General features: G+C 70.8%; 12 protein-coding genes and 1 riboswitch. Of the genes, 7 read left to right on the top strand and 5 right to left on the bottom strand.

Going from position 1 to position 15862, the window contains the following annotated elements:
* The 3 genes from ABDW35_RS06255 to ABDW35_RS06245 all read left to right on the top strand — a co-directional run.
* A partial coding sequence (locus ABDW35_RS06255) for a cyclic nucleotide-binding domain-containing protein (RefSeq protein WP_343712992.1) occupies positions 1-1838 on the top strand: 1838 nt, incomplete at its 5' end.
* A 296-nt stretch (positions 1839-2134) separates the two neighbouring features.
* Positions 2135-5251, top strand: a complete 3117-nt coding sequence (locus ABDW35_RS06250) for a YdbH domain-containing protein (protein WP_343712991.1) — start codon at positions 2135-2137, stop codon at positions 5249-5251.
* Positions 5252-5274: 23 nt separating this feature from the next.
* Complete coding sequence (locus tag ABDW35_RS06245) at positions 5275-5472, top strand: YnbE family lipoprotein (RefSeq protein WP_343712990.1); 198 nt, start codon at positions 5275-5277, stop codon at positions 5470-5472.
* A 41-nt stretch (positions 5473-5513) separates the two neighbouring features.
* On the opposite strand, the gene aac(6') is transcribed toward ABDW35_RS06245, so the two are convergent.
* From aac(6') to ABDW35_RS06225, 4 genes are all read right to left on the bottom strand, one after another.
* Positions 5514-5960 (bottom strand): aminoglycoside 6'-N-acetyltransferase, encoded by a 447-nt coding sequence (gene aac(6'), locus ABDW35_RS06240; protein WP_343712989.1) that lies wholly within the window; start codon positions 5958-5960, stop codon positions 5514-5516.
* A 53-nt stretch (positions 5961-6013) separates the two neighbouring features.
* Positions 6014-7039 (bottom strand): cupin domain-containing protein, encoded by a 1026-nt coding sequence (locus ABDW35_RS06235; protein WP_343712988.1) that lies wholly within the window; start codon positions 7037-7039, stop codon positions 6014-6016.
* Positions 7040-7455: 416 nt separating this feature from the next.
* Positions 7456-8232 (bottom strand): hypothetical protein, encoded by a 777-nt coding sequence (locus ABDW35_RS06230; RefSeq protein WP_343712987.1) that lies wholly within the window; start codon positions 8230-8232, stop codon positions 7456-7458.
* Between the two features lie 17 nt (positions 8233-8249).
* A complete protein-coding gene (locus tag ABDW35_RS06225; RefSeq protein WP_343712986.1) occupies positions 8250-8975 on the bottom strand; it encodes a hypothetical protein in 726 nt (241 codons plus the stop codon).
* 163 nt (positions 8976-9138) lie between these two features.
* On the opposite strand from ABDW35_RS06225, the gene ABDW35_RS06220 reads away from it, so the two are divergent.
* On the top strand, positions 9139-10623 hold the full coding sequence (locus ABDW35_RS06220; protein WP_343712995.1) for a CoA-acylating methylmalonate-semialdehyde dehydrogenase: 1485 nt from the start codon (positions 9139-9141) through the stop codon (positions 10621-10623).
* A 195-nt stretch (positions 10624-10818) separates the two neighbouring features.
* On the opposite strand, the gene ABDW35_RS06215 is transcribed toward ABDW35_RS06220, so the two are convergent.
* On the bottom strand, positions 10819-11442 hold the full coding sequence (locus ABDW35_RS06215; protein WP_343712985.1) for an FMN-dependent NADH-azoreductase: 624 nt from the start codon (positions 11440-11442) through the stop codon (positions 10819-10821).
* 122 nt (positions 11443-11564) lie between these two features.
* On the opposite strand from ABDW35_RS06215, the gene ABDW35_RS06210 reads away from it, so the two are divergent.
* The 3 genes from ABDW35_RS06210 to ABDW35_RS06200 all read left to right on the top strand — a co-directional run bounded on the left by ABDW35_RS06210 (position 11565) and on the right by ABDW35_RS06200 (position 15727).
* Complete coding sequence (locus tag ABDW35_RS06210; protein ID WP_343712984.1) at positions 11565-12581, top strand: LysR substrate-binding domain-containing protein; 1017 nt, start codon at positions 11565-11567, stop codon at positions 12579-12581.
* Positions 12576-12771: riboswitch (cobalamin riboswitch) on the top strand. It overlaps the preceding gene by 6 nt.
* Positions 12772-12887: 116 nt before the next feature.
* The gene (locus ABDW35_RS06205) at positions 12888-14777 is read left to right on the top strand and encodes a TonB-dependent receptor (RefSeq protein WP_343712983.1); all 1890 of its coding nucleotides are present in this window, start codon (positions 12888-12890) and stop codon (positions 14775-14777) included.
* A gap of 131 nt (positions 14778-14908) precedes the next feature.
* Positions 14909-15727: an ABC transporter substrate-binding protein gene (locus ABDW35_RS06200; RefSeq protein WP_343712982.1), complete on the top strand. Its 819-nt coding sequence runs from the start codon at positions 14909-14911 to the stop codon at positions 15725-15727.
* Positions 15728-15862 lie beyond the last annotated feature (135 nt).

Here is a 15862-nt window from a genome sequence, read left to right as displayed (position 1 = left end):
TGCGCCCCCTGAACCGCTACCCGGTGGCCGAGGTCGCCTTCACCCTGGCGCTGCCCTACATCGCCTATGTCGTGGCCGAGCGGTACCTGCATGTCTCCGGCGTCGTCGCGGTGGTGACGGTGGCGCTGGTGGTGGGATCCACCGGCCGCGTCCGGATCTCGGCCGAGGGCTGGGAGGGGCTGGAGAAGGTGTGGGCGCTGCTCGGCTTCTGCGCCTCGACCCTGATCTTCATCTTCGCCGCCATGCTGGTGCCGGAGTTCCTGCGCGACGCCACGGTCGAGGACGGGCTGCTGCTGCTGGTGCTGGTCTCCGCCGCCTTCGCCGCCCGCGCGATCGTGCTGTGGGGCCTGCTGCCGGTGCTGACCTGGCTCAAGGTCGGCCAGCCGGTCAGCACGCCCTATCGCGTGGTGATCCTGTGGGGCGGGCTGCGCGGCGCCGTCACCCTGGCGCTGGCGCTGGCGGTCAGCGAGAATCCGCTGCTGGGGACCGAGGCGACGCATTTCGTCGTCGTGCTGGCCACCGGCTTCGTGCTGTGGACCCTGCTGATCAACGCCACCACGCTGCGGCTGGTGATGCGGGCGCTGGGCATGGGCGCGCTGAGCCCGACCGAGCTGGCGCTGCGCGACCGCGCCCTGCACCAGGCGCGCGAAGGCATCGCCGAGCGGATCGAGGAGATCGCCGAGGAACAGCATCTGGAGCCGGAGGTGGCGAAGGAGGCGGCCGAGGCCTATCGCAGCCGCCTCAGCGGCCTGGCCAGCCGGCCCTTCATGCTGGACCCCAAGGAGCGCGAGCGCATGGGCCTGATGGCCCTGGCCAACCGCGAGCGCGACCTGGTGGTGGAGCATTTCGACCAGAAGCTGATGTCACGCCGCACCACGGTCGACCTGCTGGCCCAGGTGGGCCGGCTGCACGACGCGGCGATGACCGGCGGCCGCGCCGACTACCTGGCCGCCGCGTCGCGCAACATCGGCTTCGGGCCGAGCTTCCGCATCGCCATCCTGCTGCAGCGCTACACCGGCTGGGAGGGGCCGCTGTCCAGCCGCATCGCCGACCGCCTCGAGATGCTGAAGGTCTCGCGGATGATGATCGAGATGCTGAAGCGCCATGCCGAGGCCGAGATGCGGCGCCTCTTGGGCGCCGAGGTGTGGCAGTCGCTCGACGCCGTGCTGACCACCCGGCTGGACGCCATCGTCGCCGCGATCGAGGCCTGGCGGCTGCAATATCCGGACTACGAGCGGCGGATGTCCGAGCGCTTCCTGCGCTGGGCGGCGCTGCGGCTGGAATCGGTCGAATACGACGACCTGCGCAACCAGCAGTTCATCACCGGCGAGATCTACGAGGACCTGCAGCGCGACGTCGGCCGGCTGTACGAGACGCTGCAGCGCCGGCCGCGGCTGGACCTCGGCCTCAGCACCGAGGAGCTGGTGCGCCGCCTGCCGTTCTTCCAGGGCCTGTCGGAGGAGCGCATCGGCCAGATCTGCCGCCTGCTGAAGCCGATCTTCGCGGTGCCGGGCGAGGCCATCGTCCAGGCCGGGGAGCGCGGCGACACCATGTACTTCATCTCCTCCGGCGCGGTGGAGATCGGCCGCGGCGGGCGCAAGTTCCGGCTGGGCCGCGGCGACTTCTTCGGCGAGATGGCGGTGCTGATCAGCGGCCGCCGCACGGCGACCGTGACTGCCATCGCCTTCTGCAAGCTGCTAGCCCTGACCGCCCGCGACCTGCAGGCCCTGGCCAGCGCCCATCCCGACCTGCGCCGCACCATCGCCGAAGTCGCCCGCGCCCGCAGCACCGAGACCGAGCGCACGATCTCGGCCCTGGGCGAGGAGGAGGCGGTCTGAGAGCCCTTCCGATAACACGCCTGGGGCGGCCGCCTGACGGTGGTTTCTGCGCTTCCGGTGCTCACGGACGACCATGTCCGCTGCGCTCCGGTTCTCGAAACCACCGCCAGCCGACTCACCCCAGACGCGTTCTCGGAAGGGCTCCGAGCCCGGATCTGCAAGCTTCCGCCGGCAGCCCCCTCCCGCAAGGGGAGGGTAGAAGAGGCAAGCCCGCTCCGACGGCGATCCTTCGATCGCCCCAATCCCCAGAACGTCGGCCCGTTCCGGCCGCGCGCCGCCTCGGTTAGACTGGCAGGATGGCGCGTTATCTTCCCCGCCGCCGCTGGACCATCGGCCTGTCGGCGCTGCTCGCGACCCTGGTCGGGCTGGCGATCGCCGCGCGGCAGCTGCTGCCCGGCTGGGTCGAGCAGGAGGCCGTCGCGCGCCTGCGGGCCGAGGGCGTGCCAGTCGAGCGGCTGACCGTGTCCAGCGTCGATCTCGGCTCGGCCGAGATCGGCGGCATCGCCGTGGCCGAGGGGCGGATCACCATCGACCGCATCTCGCTCGGCTTCAACCCCTGGACCCTGATCCGTGAGGGCCACCTGTCCTCGATCGAGCTGTCCGGCGTCTCGATCCGCCTCGGCATCGACCGGTCCGGCACGCTGGACCTGCCGCGGATGGAGGTGCTGGAGGGCGGCGGGGGAGGAGGGGCGCTGGGCGCGATCCCGTTCCAGACCATCTCGGTCACCGACAGCACGATCGTGATCGACACCCCCTGGGGCCGGATCCGCACGCCGATCGAGGCCGAGGGCGCGGTCAACGAGCAGGGCCGGCTGGTGTGGAGCGGACGGCTGCGCCCGGCCGGCGCCGGCGGCGCGGCCCAGGCCAAGTTCGACCTGACCAACACCCCCGAGGGCCAGGTCTATGGCGGCGTGCAGCTGGAGCAGGCCACCTTCCGCTCGGACCAGCTGGCGCTGGACGGGGTCACCGGCTGGATCGCCTATGGCGGTGCCCGCACCAGCAGCGGCGAGATCCAGGGCGCGCTGACCGTGGCCGAGGTCCAGCGCGGCACCGCCCGGTTCCGCGATTTCGGCGTCCAGGGCAACGGCACGCTGCAGCGGCTGCAGCAGCTGATCATCGGTGCCAAGATCGGCAGCGGCGACGGCAGCCTGGGTCTGCAGCTGCAGGGCACGAAGGAGGGGCCGGGCACCGACCTGGCGGTGCAGGTCGACGCCGACAATCTCGGCGCGGTGGCGCCGGCCCTGGGCTTCGACGGCGGCGTCACCGGCAAGGCCAGCGTCAACGCCTGGCTGACCCTGCGCACCCCCGGCCTGCCCAGCCTGGACGAGCTGCCGGAGCTGCTGGCCGACGGCTTCATCCGGGTCTCGACCGACGGCGTCCAGGCCGGCACCGGCGTGTCGCTGCAGACCGGGCAGCTCAGCGCCGCCATCGACCTCTCCGGCGGCACGCTGACCCTGGCCGGCAGCCGGCCCTGGAAGGTGGCGGGGCGCTTCGCCTCGGGCAAGCTGTCGGTCGATCTCGACTGGCTGCCCGGCAATGGCGGGCCGCAGCGGCTGGAGTTCAGCCGTGAGGCCGACACCTGGTGGACCCGGCTGGCCGGCGCCACCAAGGGCAATGTCGCCGGCTTCGATGTCTCCGGCTCGATCGACGCCGAGCTCGGGCTGAACGATGCCGGCCAGGCCAAGGTGCGGGTGCCGGAGGCGGTGCTGGATCTCGACCCGTTCGAGGCGATCGGCCTGACCGTCGATCCCGGCCCGATGACGGTGACGGGCGAGACCACCGACAAGGGATGGACCGCGACGCTGTCCGGCAGCTCGACCATCGGCCTGCCGGGCAAGGAGGGCGGCAACGCCATTGCCGAGGGCAAGGTCCGGGTCGACACCGTCGGCCAGCATCTGACGGTGCGGCCGGTGCATGGCGAATGCCTGTCGCTGGCCCTGCCGGCGCAGGATTTCACCCCGCGGCTGCGCCTGGCCCAGCCGGCCGCGGCGCAGCTGTGCCCGGATGCGGACGGCCTGCCGCTGCTGGAGACCGACCTCGGCAGCGACCGGCCGCCGCTGGTGCGGGCCGCCGTGCCGGCGCTGGCGCTGGACCTGTCGATCGGCGCCGGGGCGGGCGCCACCCGGCTGACCGCGACCACGCCGGTCCTCGCCATCGCGCCGGCCCAGCCGGACGGCAACTACAGCGTGACGGCGACCGACGGCAAGCTGGCGCTGCCCGGCACCGGGCTGACGGTGGAGGGCGTCGCCGCCGACATCGCCCTGGCCCCGGGCGCGGCGGTCCCGCTCGATGCCCGGCTGACCGCGGCGCGGCTGGCGATCGAAGGCAATCCGGTGATCCCGATGGCGGCGACGATGCGCGGCCGGCTCGACGCCGCCACCGACGTGCTGTCGCTGGAGGCCGAGCTGACCGATCCGGAAGGCCGCGCCCGCGCCGTCGGCACCGGCCGCCACGACCTGACCACCGGCGATGGCGGCCTCGACCTGGTGCTGGACCCGGTGCGGTTCCGGCGCCGCGGCCTGCAGCCGAAGGATGTGGTGCCGGCGCTGGCCGTGCTGCCGCTGGCCTGCGTCGACGGCCGGCTGGAGGGGGGCGGGCGCATCGCCTGGGGCAGCGCCGCGGAGACGGCGCTCGACCTCCGCCTGCGCAACGCCGCCTTCCGCACGCCCTGGGGTCGGGCCGAGGCCGCAGCCGGCGAGCTGCGGCTGGACCGGTTCTCGCCGCTGCGGCTGCCGGCCGGCCAGCGGGTGCGGATCGGCCGCTTCATCATCGACGACAAGACGCCGCCCTTGACCGATGTCGATGCCCGCTTCGGCTGGGGCGCGGCCGAAGGCGTCGACCTGCGGCGGCTGGCGCTGGACTGGACCGGGGCCAAGGTCTCGGTCGAGGGCGGCTCCGGCCGGCGGCGGCCATCGGTGCTGCGGATCGAGGGGCTGGACCTGGCGCGGGCGGTGGCCGCGGCCGGGCTGGACGACGTGCGGGCCACCGGCATCGTCGACGGCACCATCCCGTTCCGCCTCGACCGCGACACGATCGTGGTCGAGAACGGTGTGCTGGCGACGCGCGGCCCGGGCGAGATCCGCTATGGCGCGGGCGCTGCGCCGGAGGAGATCAAGGCGGCGGCCGCCGCCGAACCGGGCATGGACACGCTGATGACGGCGCTGCGCAACTTCCAGTACCAGTCGCTGCGGGCGACGCTGGACGGGCGCAGCGACGGCGAGGCGAATGTGAAGCTGGCGGTGCGGGGATCCAACCCCGACCTCTATGGCGGCTTCCCGATCGCGCTGAACGTCAACCTGTCGGGCGCGCTCTACGTCATCGCCCGGCGCAGCCTGGCGCTGGCGCGGATCGGCGACCGCATCCGCGACTATTATGCCGAACGGCTGGGCCGCCGGAACGAGCCGCCGTGCTGAAGACGAGAAGGGGACCGAACCCGATGACCGACCGATCCCGCGCCGCCTGTGCCGGCCTGTGCGCCGCCGTGCTGCTCGGCGCCTGCTCGCCGGTGATCCGGGTCGAGGCGCCGGAGAAGCCGATCGAGATCAACCTCAATGTCCGGGTGCAGCAGGACGTGAAGGTCCAGGTCGACCGCAGCCTGCAGAAGGTGGTCGGCAAGAACCCGGCGCAACCTTAGGCCGGAGACCACGCGGCGGTGAGGAGGGGCCGCAAATGGTCCTACAGGCCTTTGCGAAAGAAGACGACGCGTCTTGTCTCTTCGAAACCCAGCGCCGCATGAAACCTGTGGCTCACGACGTTGTCCAATAGGGCGTCGGATGCGAACTCAGAACAGCCGATAGACTTGCCCCATTCGGCAATTGCATCGCAGAGCCGTCGCGCCGCGCCCTTCTGCCTGTGGCCGGGCAGAACATAGATGCCTTCAAGGAAGAGAACGGGAGAGGTTTTGCATCCGTTGACGTAATCACTGCGCAGCGCGGCCTCGGCAAATCCGATCACCTCGCCTTCATTGGTTGCACAGATGAATGCGACGGCTCGGCCGTCTCCGGGCAGGAACGTGCGAACCACGTCGTCCCGATGATATTGGACAGAATGGTCCGGCCAAAGCGCAGCACGCAACCGCGCCCACGGCTCGACATAGTCCTCGGTGCTCCGCCGGATCTTCATCGTTTCACCCTGCGCCGCAGTTCGCGTGTCTCCAACGGGTCGATCGCCACCCTTCAGCCCGTCTCCTCCCCATCCCAGTACCGCCGCAGCCCCGACATGTCGAAGATGTCGTCGCGGGTGCGCAGGGCGCCGACCGCCATCTTGTTCGAATCCGGATAGACGCAGACCTCGTTCGGGTTGCGCTGGCCGATCATCAGGGTGCGGCACGGGCCGGGGCCGCGGTTGAGGAAGGAATGGCCGACCTTCCGCCCGGCCGGGAAGCAGACATAGTCGCCGGCGTTCAGCTCGTAGCGCTCGTCGCCCAGGATCAGCGTCACCTGGCCTTCCAGGATCAGCGCGTGCTCCTCCTCCAGCATGTGGTAGTGGGTCGGGCACAGGCGCTTGCCGGGCGCCGGGGATTCGATCAGCACGCCGACGCGGTAGTCCGGCCCGACCGCCGCATGGGTCAGGTGCTTCGACCGGCCGCCGAACCGGGCGCTGCCGGGCACGCCGTCCTCATGCCACTCGACCGACGCCTCGGCGATCGGCGGCTTCGGCGCCACCACGGCCTCGGCCACCGCGGCATCGGCGGGCGGGGCGACGCCGGGCGGCAGGCCGGTGTCCTCGCCGTCCCAATAGTCGCGCGTCGCCGTCATGTCGAAGATCGCCCGCCGCCCCAGGGGGCGCACCAGCACCTTGTTGGTGTCGGTGTAGACGCAGATCTCGTTCGGGTTCTTCTCGCCCACCACCACGTAGCGGCAGGTCGTGTCGCCGGTGTTGACCAGGCAATGCCCGGCCCTCTGCCCGGCCGGATAGCAGATATAGTCCCCGGCCTTCATCTCGTAGGTGTCGGCGCCGAGCCGTGCCGCGACCGTGCCCTCGAGGATGAAGACATGCTCCTCCTCGAAGATGTGGTAATGCGCCGGCGAGCTCTGCCGGCCCGGCCCCAGCTCCTCGATGGCGACGCCGACCTGATAGTCGTCGCCGACCGCGGCCCGGGTCAGGTGCCGGTAGCGCGTGGTGAAGCGCGGGATGTCCAGCCACTCCTGCCACGGCACGTCGTTCGACGAGATCGGCCTGGCCGTGGTTTCGCTCGCCATGACTCTGTTCCCCCTCTGCGATAGCCCCTGATCCTGGATCGGATCCGGCGCGGGTCAAGGCCTCGCGGCTCCGCCGGCCGCCGATGCGCCAGGGCCAGGGAGCGGGCGAGGGCGGTGCCGAGCGGCAGGCCGTGGGCATCGCGCAGATAGGTCTGGAAGTCGTAGATCGTCACCGCCGGGCAGGTCTCGAACTCCAGGATCCGGACACCGCCATTCTCATCCGCGCGCAGGTCGACCGAGAAATAGTCGCGCAGCCCGAACAGCCCGGCCAGGCGGGGCACGAGCTCCTCGGCCGCGGCCACGATGCGGGCGGCCGCCGGGCCGGGCTCGGCGCGAAGATCCGTCAGCCGCGGGACGAAGGCGCGGTCCTGCGTCTCGCCGAAGCCGGTCCGGCCACCCTCGGTGTCGCGGCTGCCCTACAGGCTGGCATTGTCTCGCATGGTCATGAAGGCGCCGCCGGTCTCGCTGCCCGGATCCTTGCCCAGCCGGGCGATGCCCAGCGACGCGGCCAGGGGCCGGCCGGTGTCCATGAAACTGACCCGGACGTCGTGGCCCGGCAGGAAGGGCTGGATCACCGCCCGGTCGCGGTAGCGGTCCCACAGCCTCCCGGCCGCCTCCAGCGCCGCCGCCGCATCCGCGGTCCTGGAATCGCCGAAGATGCCGATCTTGGCGCCCAGCGTGTTCGGCTTGACGAAGAACGGCCCCGGCCTGTCGAGCACCTCGGCGCCGGCGATCACACGCCGGCCTTCGGCCAGCGCGGTCGGCGGCACCGGCAGGCCGGCGGAAGCGGCCAAGGCGGTGCATTTGAACTTGTCCTGGCACAGATGCTGCGCCTGGGGCGGGCTGCCGTACAACGGGATGCCGGCCAGCCGCGCCAGGGCGCTGACGCTGCTGCCGCGGTAATAGGCGATGCCGTCGGTCTGGCACCACAGGATGGTGTCGTCGCGCCGGGCCGCCAGGCCGGGCAGGGCGTCGATGAGGGCGTCGAGCTCGACGAACTCCGCCTCCAGCCCGGCCTCACTCAGCGTGGCCGCCAGCTCCGGCTTGATCGCCTCCAGGTCAGTCGCCTGGGCCAGGTAGCAGGCGATCTCCGCCGAGACCTCGGCGTCGAAGCCCACCGCCTGCAGCCGCGCCCGGCACGCCGCCTCCGGCTCATAGGTGATGACGACGCGGCGGAGCGGGGAGGGCGGCATTAGCGGCGGCTCCTGGATCAGGGAAAGGCGCAGACCTCGCTGGTGACGCGGACGAAGCTGCGCTCGCCCTCCACCAGGCTGAACCGGTATTCCTTGTCGCCCAGCACCACGGTCTGGAACAGCGGCAGCACGCCGGTGGCGGTGGCCTGCTTGCCGTCGATGCCGCGGAAGTTGACGGTGATGGGCTTGGCCGGGTCGAACCAGGACTGGGCCTTGTTCTTGTCGTCCAGCGCGCTCTCGCCGCGGCCGGTCACCGCGACGGTGTTGTTGGCGAAGGCGACCGAGCTGTTCGAACCGGTGGCGTTCTGGGTCGGCAGGATGAAGCGCTTGCTCTCGCCCGGCTTGCAGTCGCGCGGGGCCGTGGCCTGGTCGATGTAGAAGGCCAGGCGCTGGGGGTCCAGCCCGCTCTGCAGCCGCGCCGCCACCTTGTCGGCCAGCTCGCGGTTCACCCCGGTCGGCACCTCGCGCTCGAATCGGGCCATCAGCTCGCGGTACTGGATCTGCGCCGTCTGCGCCGCCGCCTGCAACTGCACCCGCTGCTGCTCCCACCCGCTGCGGTCCTGGGTCAGGCTGGAGACCTGGGATTGCAGCGTCTGGATCTGGCCGCGCGTGCGCTCGACCCCGATCTGGTAGGCGAAGGCCGCCACCACCACCAGCACGGTGATCGAGAAGAACACGCGGATGATCGCGCCCCAGACGCGCCGCCGGTAGCGGCGCTCCGGATCGTAGAGACCGAGACCCATGAACCCTATCCTGACCCTTTGCCGACGCAGGTTACCGCCGTAGCATGGCCGACAGTTACGACAGGGCCACCCCCGCCGCCAAGCCCGTCGCGAGGGGCGCGGCAAATCGGCGGCGATCCGGCTCGTCGGTCAGAAAATTCTGGAGGAGCGCAGCGTGGGTTCGATCCATCACTTCATCGACGGCAAGGCCGCGCCCGGCCACAGCGGCCGCGCCGGGGACGTGTGCAACCCGGCGACCGGCGAGGTCTCGGGCCGCGTCGACTTCGCCTCGGCCGAGGAGGTCGGCGCCGCCATCGACTCCGCCCGCAAGGCGCTGCCCGGCTGGGCGGCGACGCCGACGGTGATCCGCGCCCGCGTCATGTTCCGCTTCAAGCAGCTGATCGAGGAAAACATCGAGGAGCTGGCGCGGATCGTGACCGCGGAGCACGGCAAGGTGCTGTCCGATGCCAAGGGGTCGATCCAGCGCGGCCTCGAGGTGGTGGAGTTCGCCTGCGGCATCCCGCACCTGCTGAAGGGTGAGTTCAGCGAGAATGTCGGGCGCGAGATCGACAGCTTCTCGATCCGCCAGCCGGTCGGCGTCTGCGCCGGCATCACGCCGTTCAACTTCCCGGTGATGGTGCCGCTGTGGATGTTCTCGATCGCCATCGCCTGCGGCAACACCTTCGTGCTGAAGCCGTCGGAGAAGGACCCGTCCGCCGCCAACTGGCTGGCGGCGAAGCTGATCGAGGCCGGTGCCCCTCCGGGCGTGCTGAACGTGGTGCATGGCGACAAGGTCGCGGTCGACACGCTGCTGACCCATCCGGGCGTGGCGGCGGTCAGCTTCGTCGGCTCGACCCAGATCGGCGAGTACATCTATGCCACCGCGGCGGCGCATGGAAAGCGGGTGCAGGCGCTGTGCGGCGCCAAGAACCACATGGTGGTGATGCCCGACGCCGACCTGGACAAGGCGGTCGACGCGCTGATGGGCGCCGGCTACGGCTCGGCCGGTGAGCGCTGCATGGCGATCTCGGTCGCGGTCGCGGTCGGCGATGTCGGCGACAGGCTGATCCAGAAGCTGGAGCCGAAGGTGCGGGCGCTGAAGATCGGCCCCGGCACCGACCCGGATGCCGAGATGGGGCCGCTGGTGACGAAGCAGCACTACGACAAGGTGCGCGGCTACGTCGACATCGGCGTCCAGGAGGGCGCGAAGCTGGTGGTCGACGGCCGCGGCCTGAAGCTGCAGGGCTACGAGAACGGCTATTTCATCGGCGGCTGCCTGTTCGACAATGTCGAGCCGAACATGCGGATCTACCGGGAGGAGATCTTCGGGCCCGTGCTGTCGGTGGTGCGGACGCCGGATTTCGCCACGGCGCTGGACCTGGTGAACAAGCACGAATACGGCAACGGCACCGCGATCTTCACCCGCGACGGCGACGCGGCGCGGACCTTCGTCAGCAACTGCAATGTCGGCATGGTCGGCGTCAACGTGCCGATCCCGGTGCCGATGGCGTTCCACACCTTCGGCGGCTGGAAGCGCTCGGCCTTCGGCGACCTCGGCATGTACGGGCCGGACGGGGTGCGCTTCTACACCAAGCTGAAGACCGTGACCGAGCGCTGGCCGACCGGCATCAAGGGCGGCGCGGAGTACACCATGCCCGTCATGAGGTAGGCATCGGCGAGCCGGGTCGGCTCTCTCCCTAATTTGTCATTGCCGGGCTCGACCCGGCAATCCAGGGGCCACCCGGAGCGGCCTCGACATCTCCTGGATGCCCGGGTCAACCCCGGGCATGACAAGAGGGGAGCAGCTCCAAGAAACGACGAGGCGGGCCAAAGCCCGCCTCGTTGCGTTGGGAGGAATAACCGCTTAAGCCGCAGCGGCCAGGCCCGGGCTCGCCTTGGCCTGCTGGTGCGCCTCGGCCACCGCGCGGTCGCGATGCTCTGGGCCATAGCCCAGGCCCTCGGCGCGGACGAACTCGATCTCGGTGACGCCGATGAAGCCCAGCGCCGTGCGCAAATAGGCCTCCTGGTGGTCCATCGCCTCCAGCCCCGCGGTGTAGATGCCGCCGCGCGACGAGACCACGATCACCTTGCGGCCGCCGGCCAGGCCCACCGGGCCGGTCTCGGTGTAGCGGAAGGTGCGTCCGGCCTGCAGCAGGCGGTCGATCCAGGCCTTCAGCTGGGTCGGCACGGTAAAGTTGTACATCGGCGCGCCGATGACCACGACATCGGCCGACAGGAACTCCCCGACGATGCCGTCGATCAGCGCCCGCTCCTCGGCCTGCGCCGGGGTCAGCTCGGCATCCTTGCCGAACTTGATCACCGCCAGCCGCTCGGCCGTCAGATGCTCCGGCGCATCGGCGACCAGGTCGCGATGCACCAGCTCGGCCTGCGGGTAGCGGGCGCGCCAGGCCTCGACGGTGGCGCGGGTCAGCTGGCGCGACACCGAGGCGTCGCCGAGCGGGCTGGAATCGATCTGCAGGATCTTCATGGACCCCTCCTGGATGCAAATGACAGTGCCATTGCATTTACGGGTGGGGATAATCCATCTGTAGCCTGGATTTTTGCGATGGATCGTTCTATCTGTGAGACAATCCATCGCGGGTGACGGCCATGCTCGACCTCAACGACCTTCGCCTCTTCGCCAAGGTGGCGCAGCTGGGCGGCTTCACCGCCGCCGGCCGGGCGCTGGGCCTGCCCAAGTCGCGTCTGAGCCGCCGCATCGCGACGCTGGAGGAGGATCTGGGCGTACGGCTGCTGCAGCGTTCCACCCGCCGGCTGTCGCTGACCGATGTCGGCGAGACCTTCCTGCGCCATTGCGAGGCCCTGCTGTCCGAGGCCGAGGCGGCGGAGCAGGCGGTGGCCCAGGCGCGGTCGGAGCCGAGCGGACTGGTCCGCGTCACCTGCCCGCACATCCTGGCGCAGACCATGATCGCGCCGCTGATCAACAGCTTCCTGGCCGACCATCCGGCGGTGCGGATCTCGATGGAGCTGACCGGCCGCCGCGTCGACGTGATCGAGGAGCGGGTCGACCTGGCCTTCCGCGTGCGCCGGCCGCCGACCGAGCCCTCCGATGTGGTGGTGCGGGTGCTGGCCCAGACCCGCGGCGTGGTGGTGGCCGCGCCCAGGCTGCTGGACCGGATCGGCCGCCCCGTCGAGCCGGCCGACCTGATCCGCCTCGGTACGCTCGACCTGCACCATGCCGACGGCCGCCATGTCTGGACCCTGGCCGACGCCGCCGGGGGCACCCAGTCGCTGCCGCATGTGCCCCGACTGGCCAGCGACGACATGTTCACCCTGCGCCAGGCCGCGATCGACGGGCTCGGCTCCGCCCTGCTGCCTGACTACATCTGCCGGCCGGCGATCGAGGCCGGGCTGCTGGAGCATGTGCTGCTGGACTGGCAGGTGCCGGAGGGCGAGGTGCAGGCGGTGTTCGCCTCCCGCCGTGGCCTGGTGCCGGCGGTGCGCGCCCTGGTCGACCATGTCGTGCGCTGGGTGCCGCGGATGGTGTCGATCTGCGACAGCGAACGGCGCGAGGAGGACCGGCTGCCGCCCTACCGGGATTCCGGCGCCAACGCCGCCGCGCTGGGCCTCGATGCGCTGTTGACGGCGCGGCCGCCCGCCCATTAGCGTCGCCGCGACGGTTCCTTCGGGATCAAAAGGGAACGCGGTGGGGGCTTCGGCCCGACGCCGCGGCTGCCCCCGCAACTGTGAGCGGCGAGTCCTTCGTCATTCGGCCACTGGGCTCTCGGGCCTGGGAAGGCGGCGAAGGTGCGACGACCCGCAAGCCAGGAGACCTGCCGTCGTTCGTGGTCACACGCGAGCCTGCCGGGCGGGGTGTCCCGGTGGTTGCCGAACCGGCGCCGCTTCCGAACGGCTGGGGCCGGGGAGACAGCGTTCGCGGTGACGTGCCACCGCGTGTCTCCCGAGGTCTCCATGTCCGTTTCATCCCGCTGCGTCCTGGCCCTGCTCGCGGCCGGCATCTCCATGCGTGCGGAGGGGCAGGAAGCCGGCCTGGTCCTGTCGCCGATCGTGGTCACCGCCAACCGCGTGCCGACCCCGGCGGCGGAGGTCGGCAGCGCCGTCACCGTGATCACCCGGCAGGAGCTGGAGGACCGGCAGGTCCGCCAGCTCTCCGACGTGCTGCGCGAGGTGCCGGGCGTCGCCGTCAACCGCACCGGCCCGGCCGGCCAGACCACCCAGATCCGCATCCGCGGCGCCGAAAGCAACCAGACGCTGGTGCTGATCGACGGGGTCGAGGTCAACGACCCGTCGGCGAACTCCGATTTCGATTTCGCCCATCTGATGGCCGACGACATCGGGCGGATCGAGGTGCTGCGCGGGCCGCAGAGCGCGCTCTACGGCTCGGACGCGATCGGCGGCGTGGTCAACATCGTCACCCGGCGGGGGGAAGGGCCGGCGGGCGGCACCGCCTCGGTCGAGGGCGGTGGCTATGGCACGCTGCGCGCCCATGCCTCGGTCAGCGGCGGCAATGACGATCTCGACTACCTGATCGGCGCCACCGGGCTGCGGACCGACGGCGCCTCTGCCGCCCGGACCGGCAGCGAGGCCGACGGCACCCGCACCGGCACGATCTATACGAAGATCGGACTGCACCCGAGCGAGCTGGTCGATATCGACGTGGTCGGCCGGTATACCCGCTTCAACACCGATCTGGACGGCTTCGCGGGCGGTGTCGGTGCCGTGGACAGCAAGGATGATGTCGACGGATCGAGTTTCCTCGGCCGCATCCAGGGCAGGCTCAAGCTGCTCGACGGCCGATGGGAGCATATCGTCGGCCTGTCCTACACCGATGACAGCCGTGACTACCGGGACGGCAGCGACATCATCACCAGCAGCTATCGCGGCAAGACATCCCGCGTCGACTACCAGACCAACCTGACGCTGGACAGCGAAGCGGTGCTGCCGGCGGCGCACCGCCTGACCTTCGCGATCGACCATGAGGAGCAGCAGGCCGACAGCGACAGCGGCTTCGCCGATTTCAGCCGGCGGATCGGCGCCACCGGGCTGGTCGGGCAGGTCCAGCTGGGCCTGGCCGACAGCCTGTTCCTGACCGGCAGCGTGCGGCACGACCTGAACGACCTGTTCCGCGACACCACCACCTGGCGCCTGACCGCGGCCTGGCAGATCGAGGCCACGGGCACCAAGCTGCGCGCCTCCTATGGCACCGGGGTGAAGAACCCGACGCTGTTCGAGCTTTACGGCTTCACCAACAGCTATCGCGGCAACCCGGATCTGAAGCCGGAGCGGGCGGAGGGCTGGGACGCCGGCTTCGACCAACAGATCTGGGGCGACCGGGTGGTGCTGGACGCGACGTATTTCGAGCAGCGGATCAGCGACCTGATCGTCGGCAGCGGCCAGGGCTCGGCCAACCTGCCGGGCACCGCGACCGCGCGCGGGGTGGAGCTGGGCCTGTCGGTGATGCCGGTCGACGACCTGACCATCCGCGCCTCCTACACCTACACCGACGCCGAGGATGCGACCGGGGCGGAGCTGGTGCGCCGGCCGCGCAACCTGGCCAGCCTCAATGTCAACTACCGCTTCCTGGACGGCACGGCGAACGTCAATCTCGGCGTCGACTACAACGGCCGGCAGAAGGACCTGGCCTTCGACGCGGCCTACAATTCCTCGCCGGTGACGTTGGACGGCTATACCCTGGTGAACTTGGCGGCGTCGTATCAGGTGACCGACCGGGTGCAGGTCTATGGCCGGATCGACAACCTTCTGGACGAGGATTATGAGGAGGTCTGGACCTACGGCTCGCTCCGCCGGGCCGGATATCTCGGCATGAAGGTCAGCTTCTGATCGCGATGCTCAAGCCCCTCTTGCTGTCATTGCCGGGCTTGACCCGGCAATCCAGAAGGTCTCGACACTCTCTGGATGCCCGGGTCAAGCCCGGGCATGACACAAAAGGGGTTGCGGGCTTCCGATGGGCGATGCTTTTCCTGAGCATCGCTCTCGGCCTTGCCGCCACACCCGCCCAGGCCCAGCCGCACCGGATCGTCTCGCTCAATCTCTGCGCCGATGCGCTGGTGCTGCGCCTGGCTGACCGGGCGGACATCCAGTCGGTGACCTGGCTGGCGCGCGACCCGGAGAACTCGGTCGTTGCGGCCGAGGCCGCCTCGGTGCCGGTCAATCACGCGCAGGCGGAGGAGGTGGCGGCGCTGAAGCCCGACCTGGTGGTGGCCGGCGCCTTCACCGCCCGAAGCACCGTGGCGGTGCTGCGCCGGCTGGGCATGCCGGTGCTGGAGATCGGCGTGCCGCGCGACATCGAGGGCATCCGCGCCCAGATCCGCCAGGTCGCGGCGGCGCTGGGTCGGCCGGAGCGGGGCGAGGCCATGATCGCGGCGATGGACCGGCGGCTGGCGGCGATCCGTGTCCCAGCGTCGCCGCCGCTGGCGGTGGTGCTGCGCCCGAACGGCTTCACCGCCGGCCGCGGCTCGCTGGTCGACGACATCCTGCGCCGCGCCGGCGTCCGCAACCTGGCCGCCGAGCAGGGGCTGGAAAACTACGGCGAGATCCCGCTGGAGCGCGTGGCCTTGGCCGGGGTGCGCCTGCTGATCCTGAACCAGCCGGAGAACGGGGCGCCGTCGCTGGGCGAGGCGATGCTGGACCATCCGATCCTCTCCGCCCTGCCGGAGCTGCGCCTGGTCCGGGTGCCGCCGCGGCTGTGGACCTGCGGCGGGCCGGAGGTGGCCGACGCCGCCGCCCTGATCGCCGCCGCCGCCCGGCAGGCGGAGAGGGAGGGATCGTGAGAGACGTGTTTTCCGAGTCCCCCCTCCCTCTGCGGGAGGGGGGGAGGGGGAGGGGGTTTTCTCCATCCCGAACCGCCACTGATCTGCTGCCGCCGCTCGGGCCATCGAGTTCGGTCCGACCTCATCGCGCGCGGA

This window comes from Inquilinus sp., from assembly GCF_039594555.1.
Classification (GTDB): domain Bacteria; phylum Pseudomonadota; class Alphaproteobacteria; order DSM-16000; family Inquilinaceae; genus Inquilinus.
The sequence above is the reverse complement of the archived record's forward strand: the minus strand, read 5'-3'. Positions and strand labels throughout refer to the sequence as shown.

Excerpts from the sequence above, each read along its gene's own strand:
- ABDW35_RS06205 (WP_343712983.1), top strand. The coding sequence starts at position 12,888 with ATGTCCGTTTCATCCCGCTGCGTCCTGGCCCTGCTCGCGGCCGGCATC.
- ABDW35_RS06215 (WP_343712985.1), bottom strand. The coding sequence starts at position 11,442 with ATGAAGATCCTGCAGATCGATTCCAGCCCGCTCGGCGACGCCTCGGTG.
- ABDW35_RS06225 (WP_343712986.1), bottom strand. The coding sequence starts at position 8,975 with ATGGGTCTCGGTCTCTACGATCCGGAGCGCCGCTACCGGCGGCGCGTC.
- ABDW35_RS06235 (WP_343712988.1), bottom strand. The coding sequence starts at position 7,039 with ATGGCGAGCGAAACCACGGCCAGGCCGATCTCGTCGAACGACGTGCCG.
- ABDW35_RS06230 (WP_343712987.1), bottom strand. The coding sequence starts at position 8,232 with ATGCCGCCCTCCCCGCTCCGCCGCGTCGTCATCACCTATGAGCCGGAG.
- ABDW35_RS06250 (WP_343712991.1), top strand. The coding sequence starts at position 2,135 with ATGGCGCGTTATCTTCCCCGCCGCCGCTGGACCATCGGCCTGTCGGCG.
- ABDW35_RS06245 (WP_343712990.1), top strand. The coding sequence starts at position 5,275 with ATGACCGACCGATCCCGCGCCGCCTGTGCCGGCCTGTGCGCCGCCGTG.
- ABDW35_RS06210 (WP_343712984.1), top strand. The coding sequence starts at position 11,565 with ATGCTCGACCTCAACGACCTTCGCCTCTTCGCCAAGGTGGCGCAGCTG.
- ABDW35_RS06200 (WP_343712982.1), top strand. The coding sequence starts at position 14,909 with ATGCTTTTCCTGAGCATCGCTCTCGGCCTTGCCGCCACACCCGCCCAG.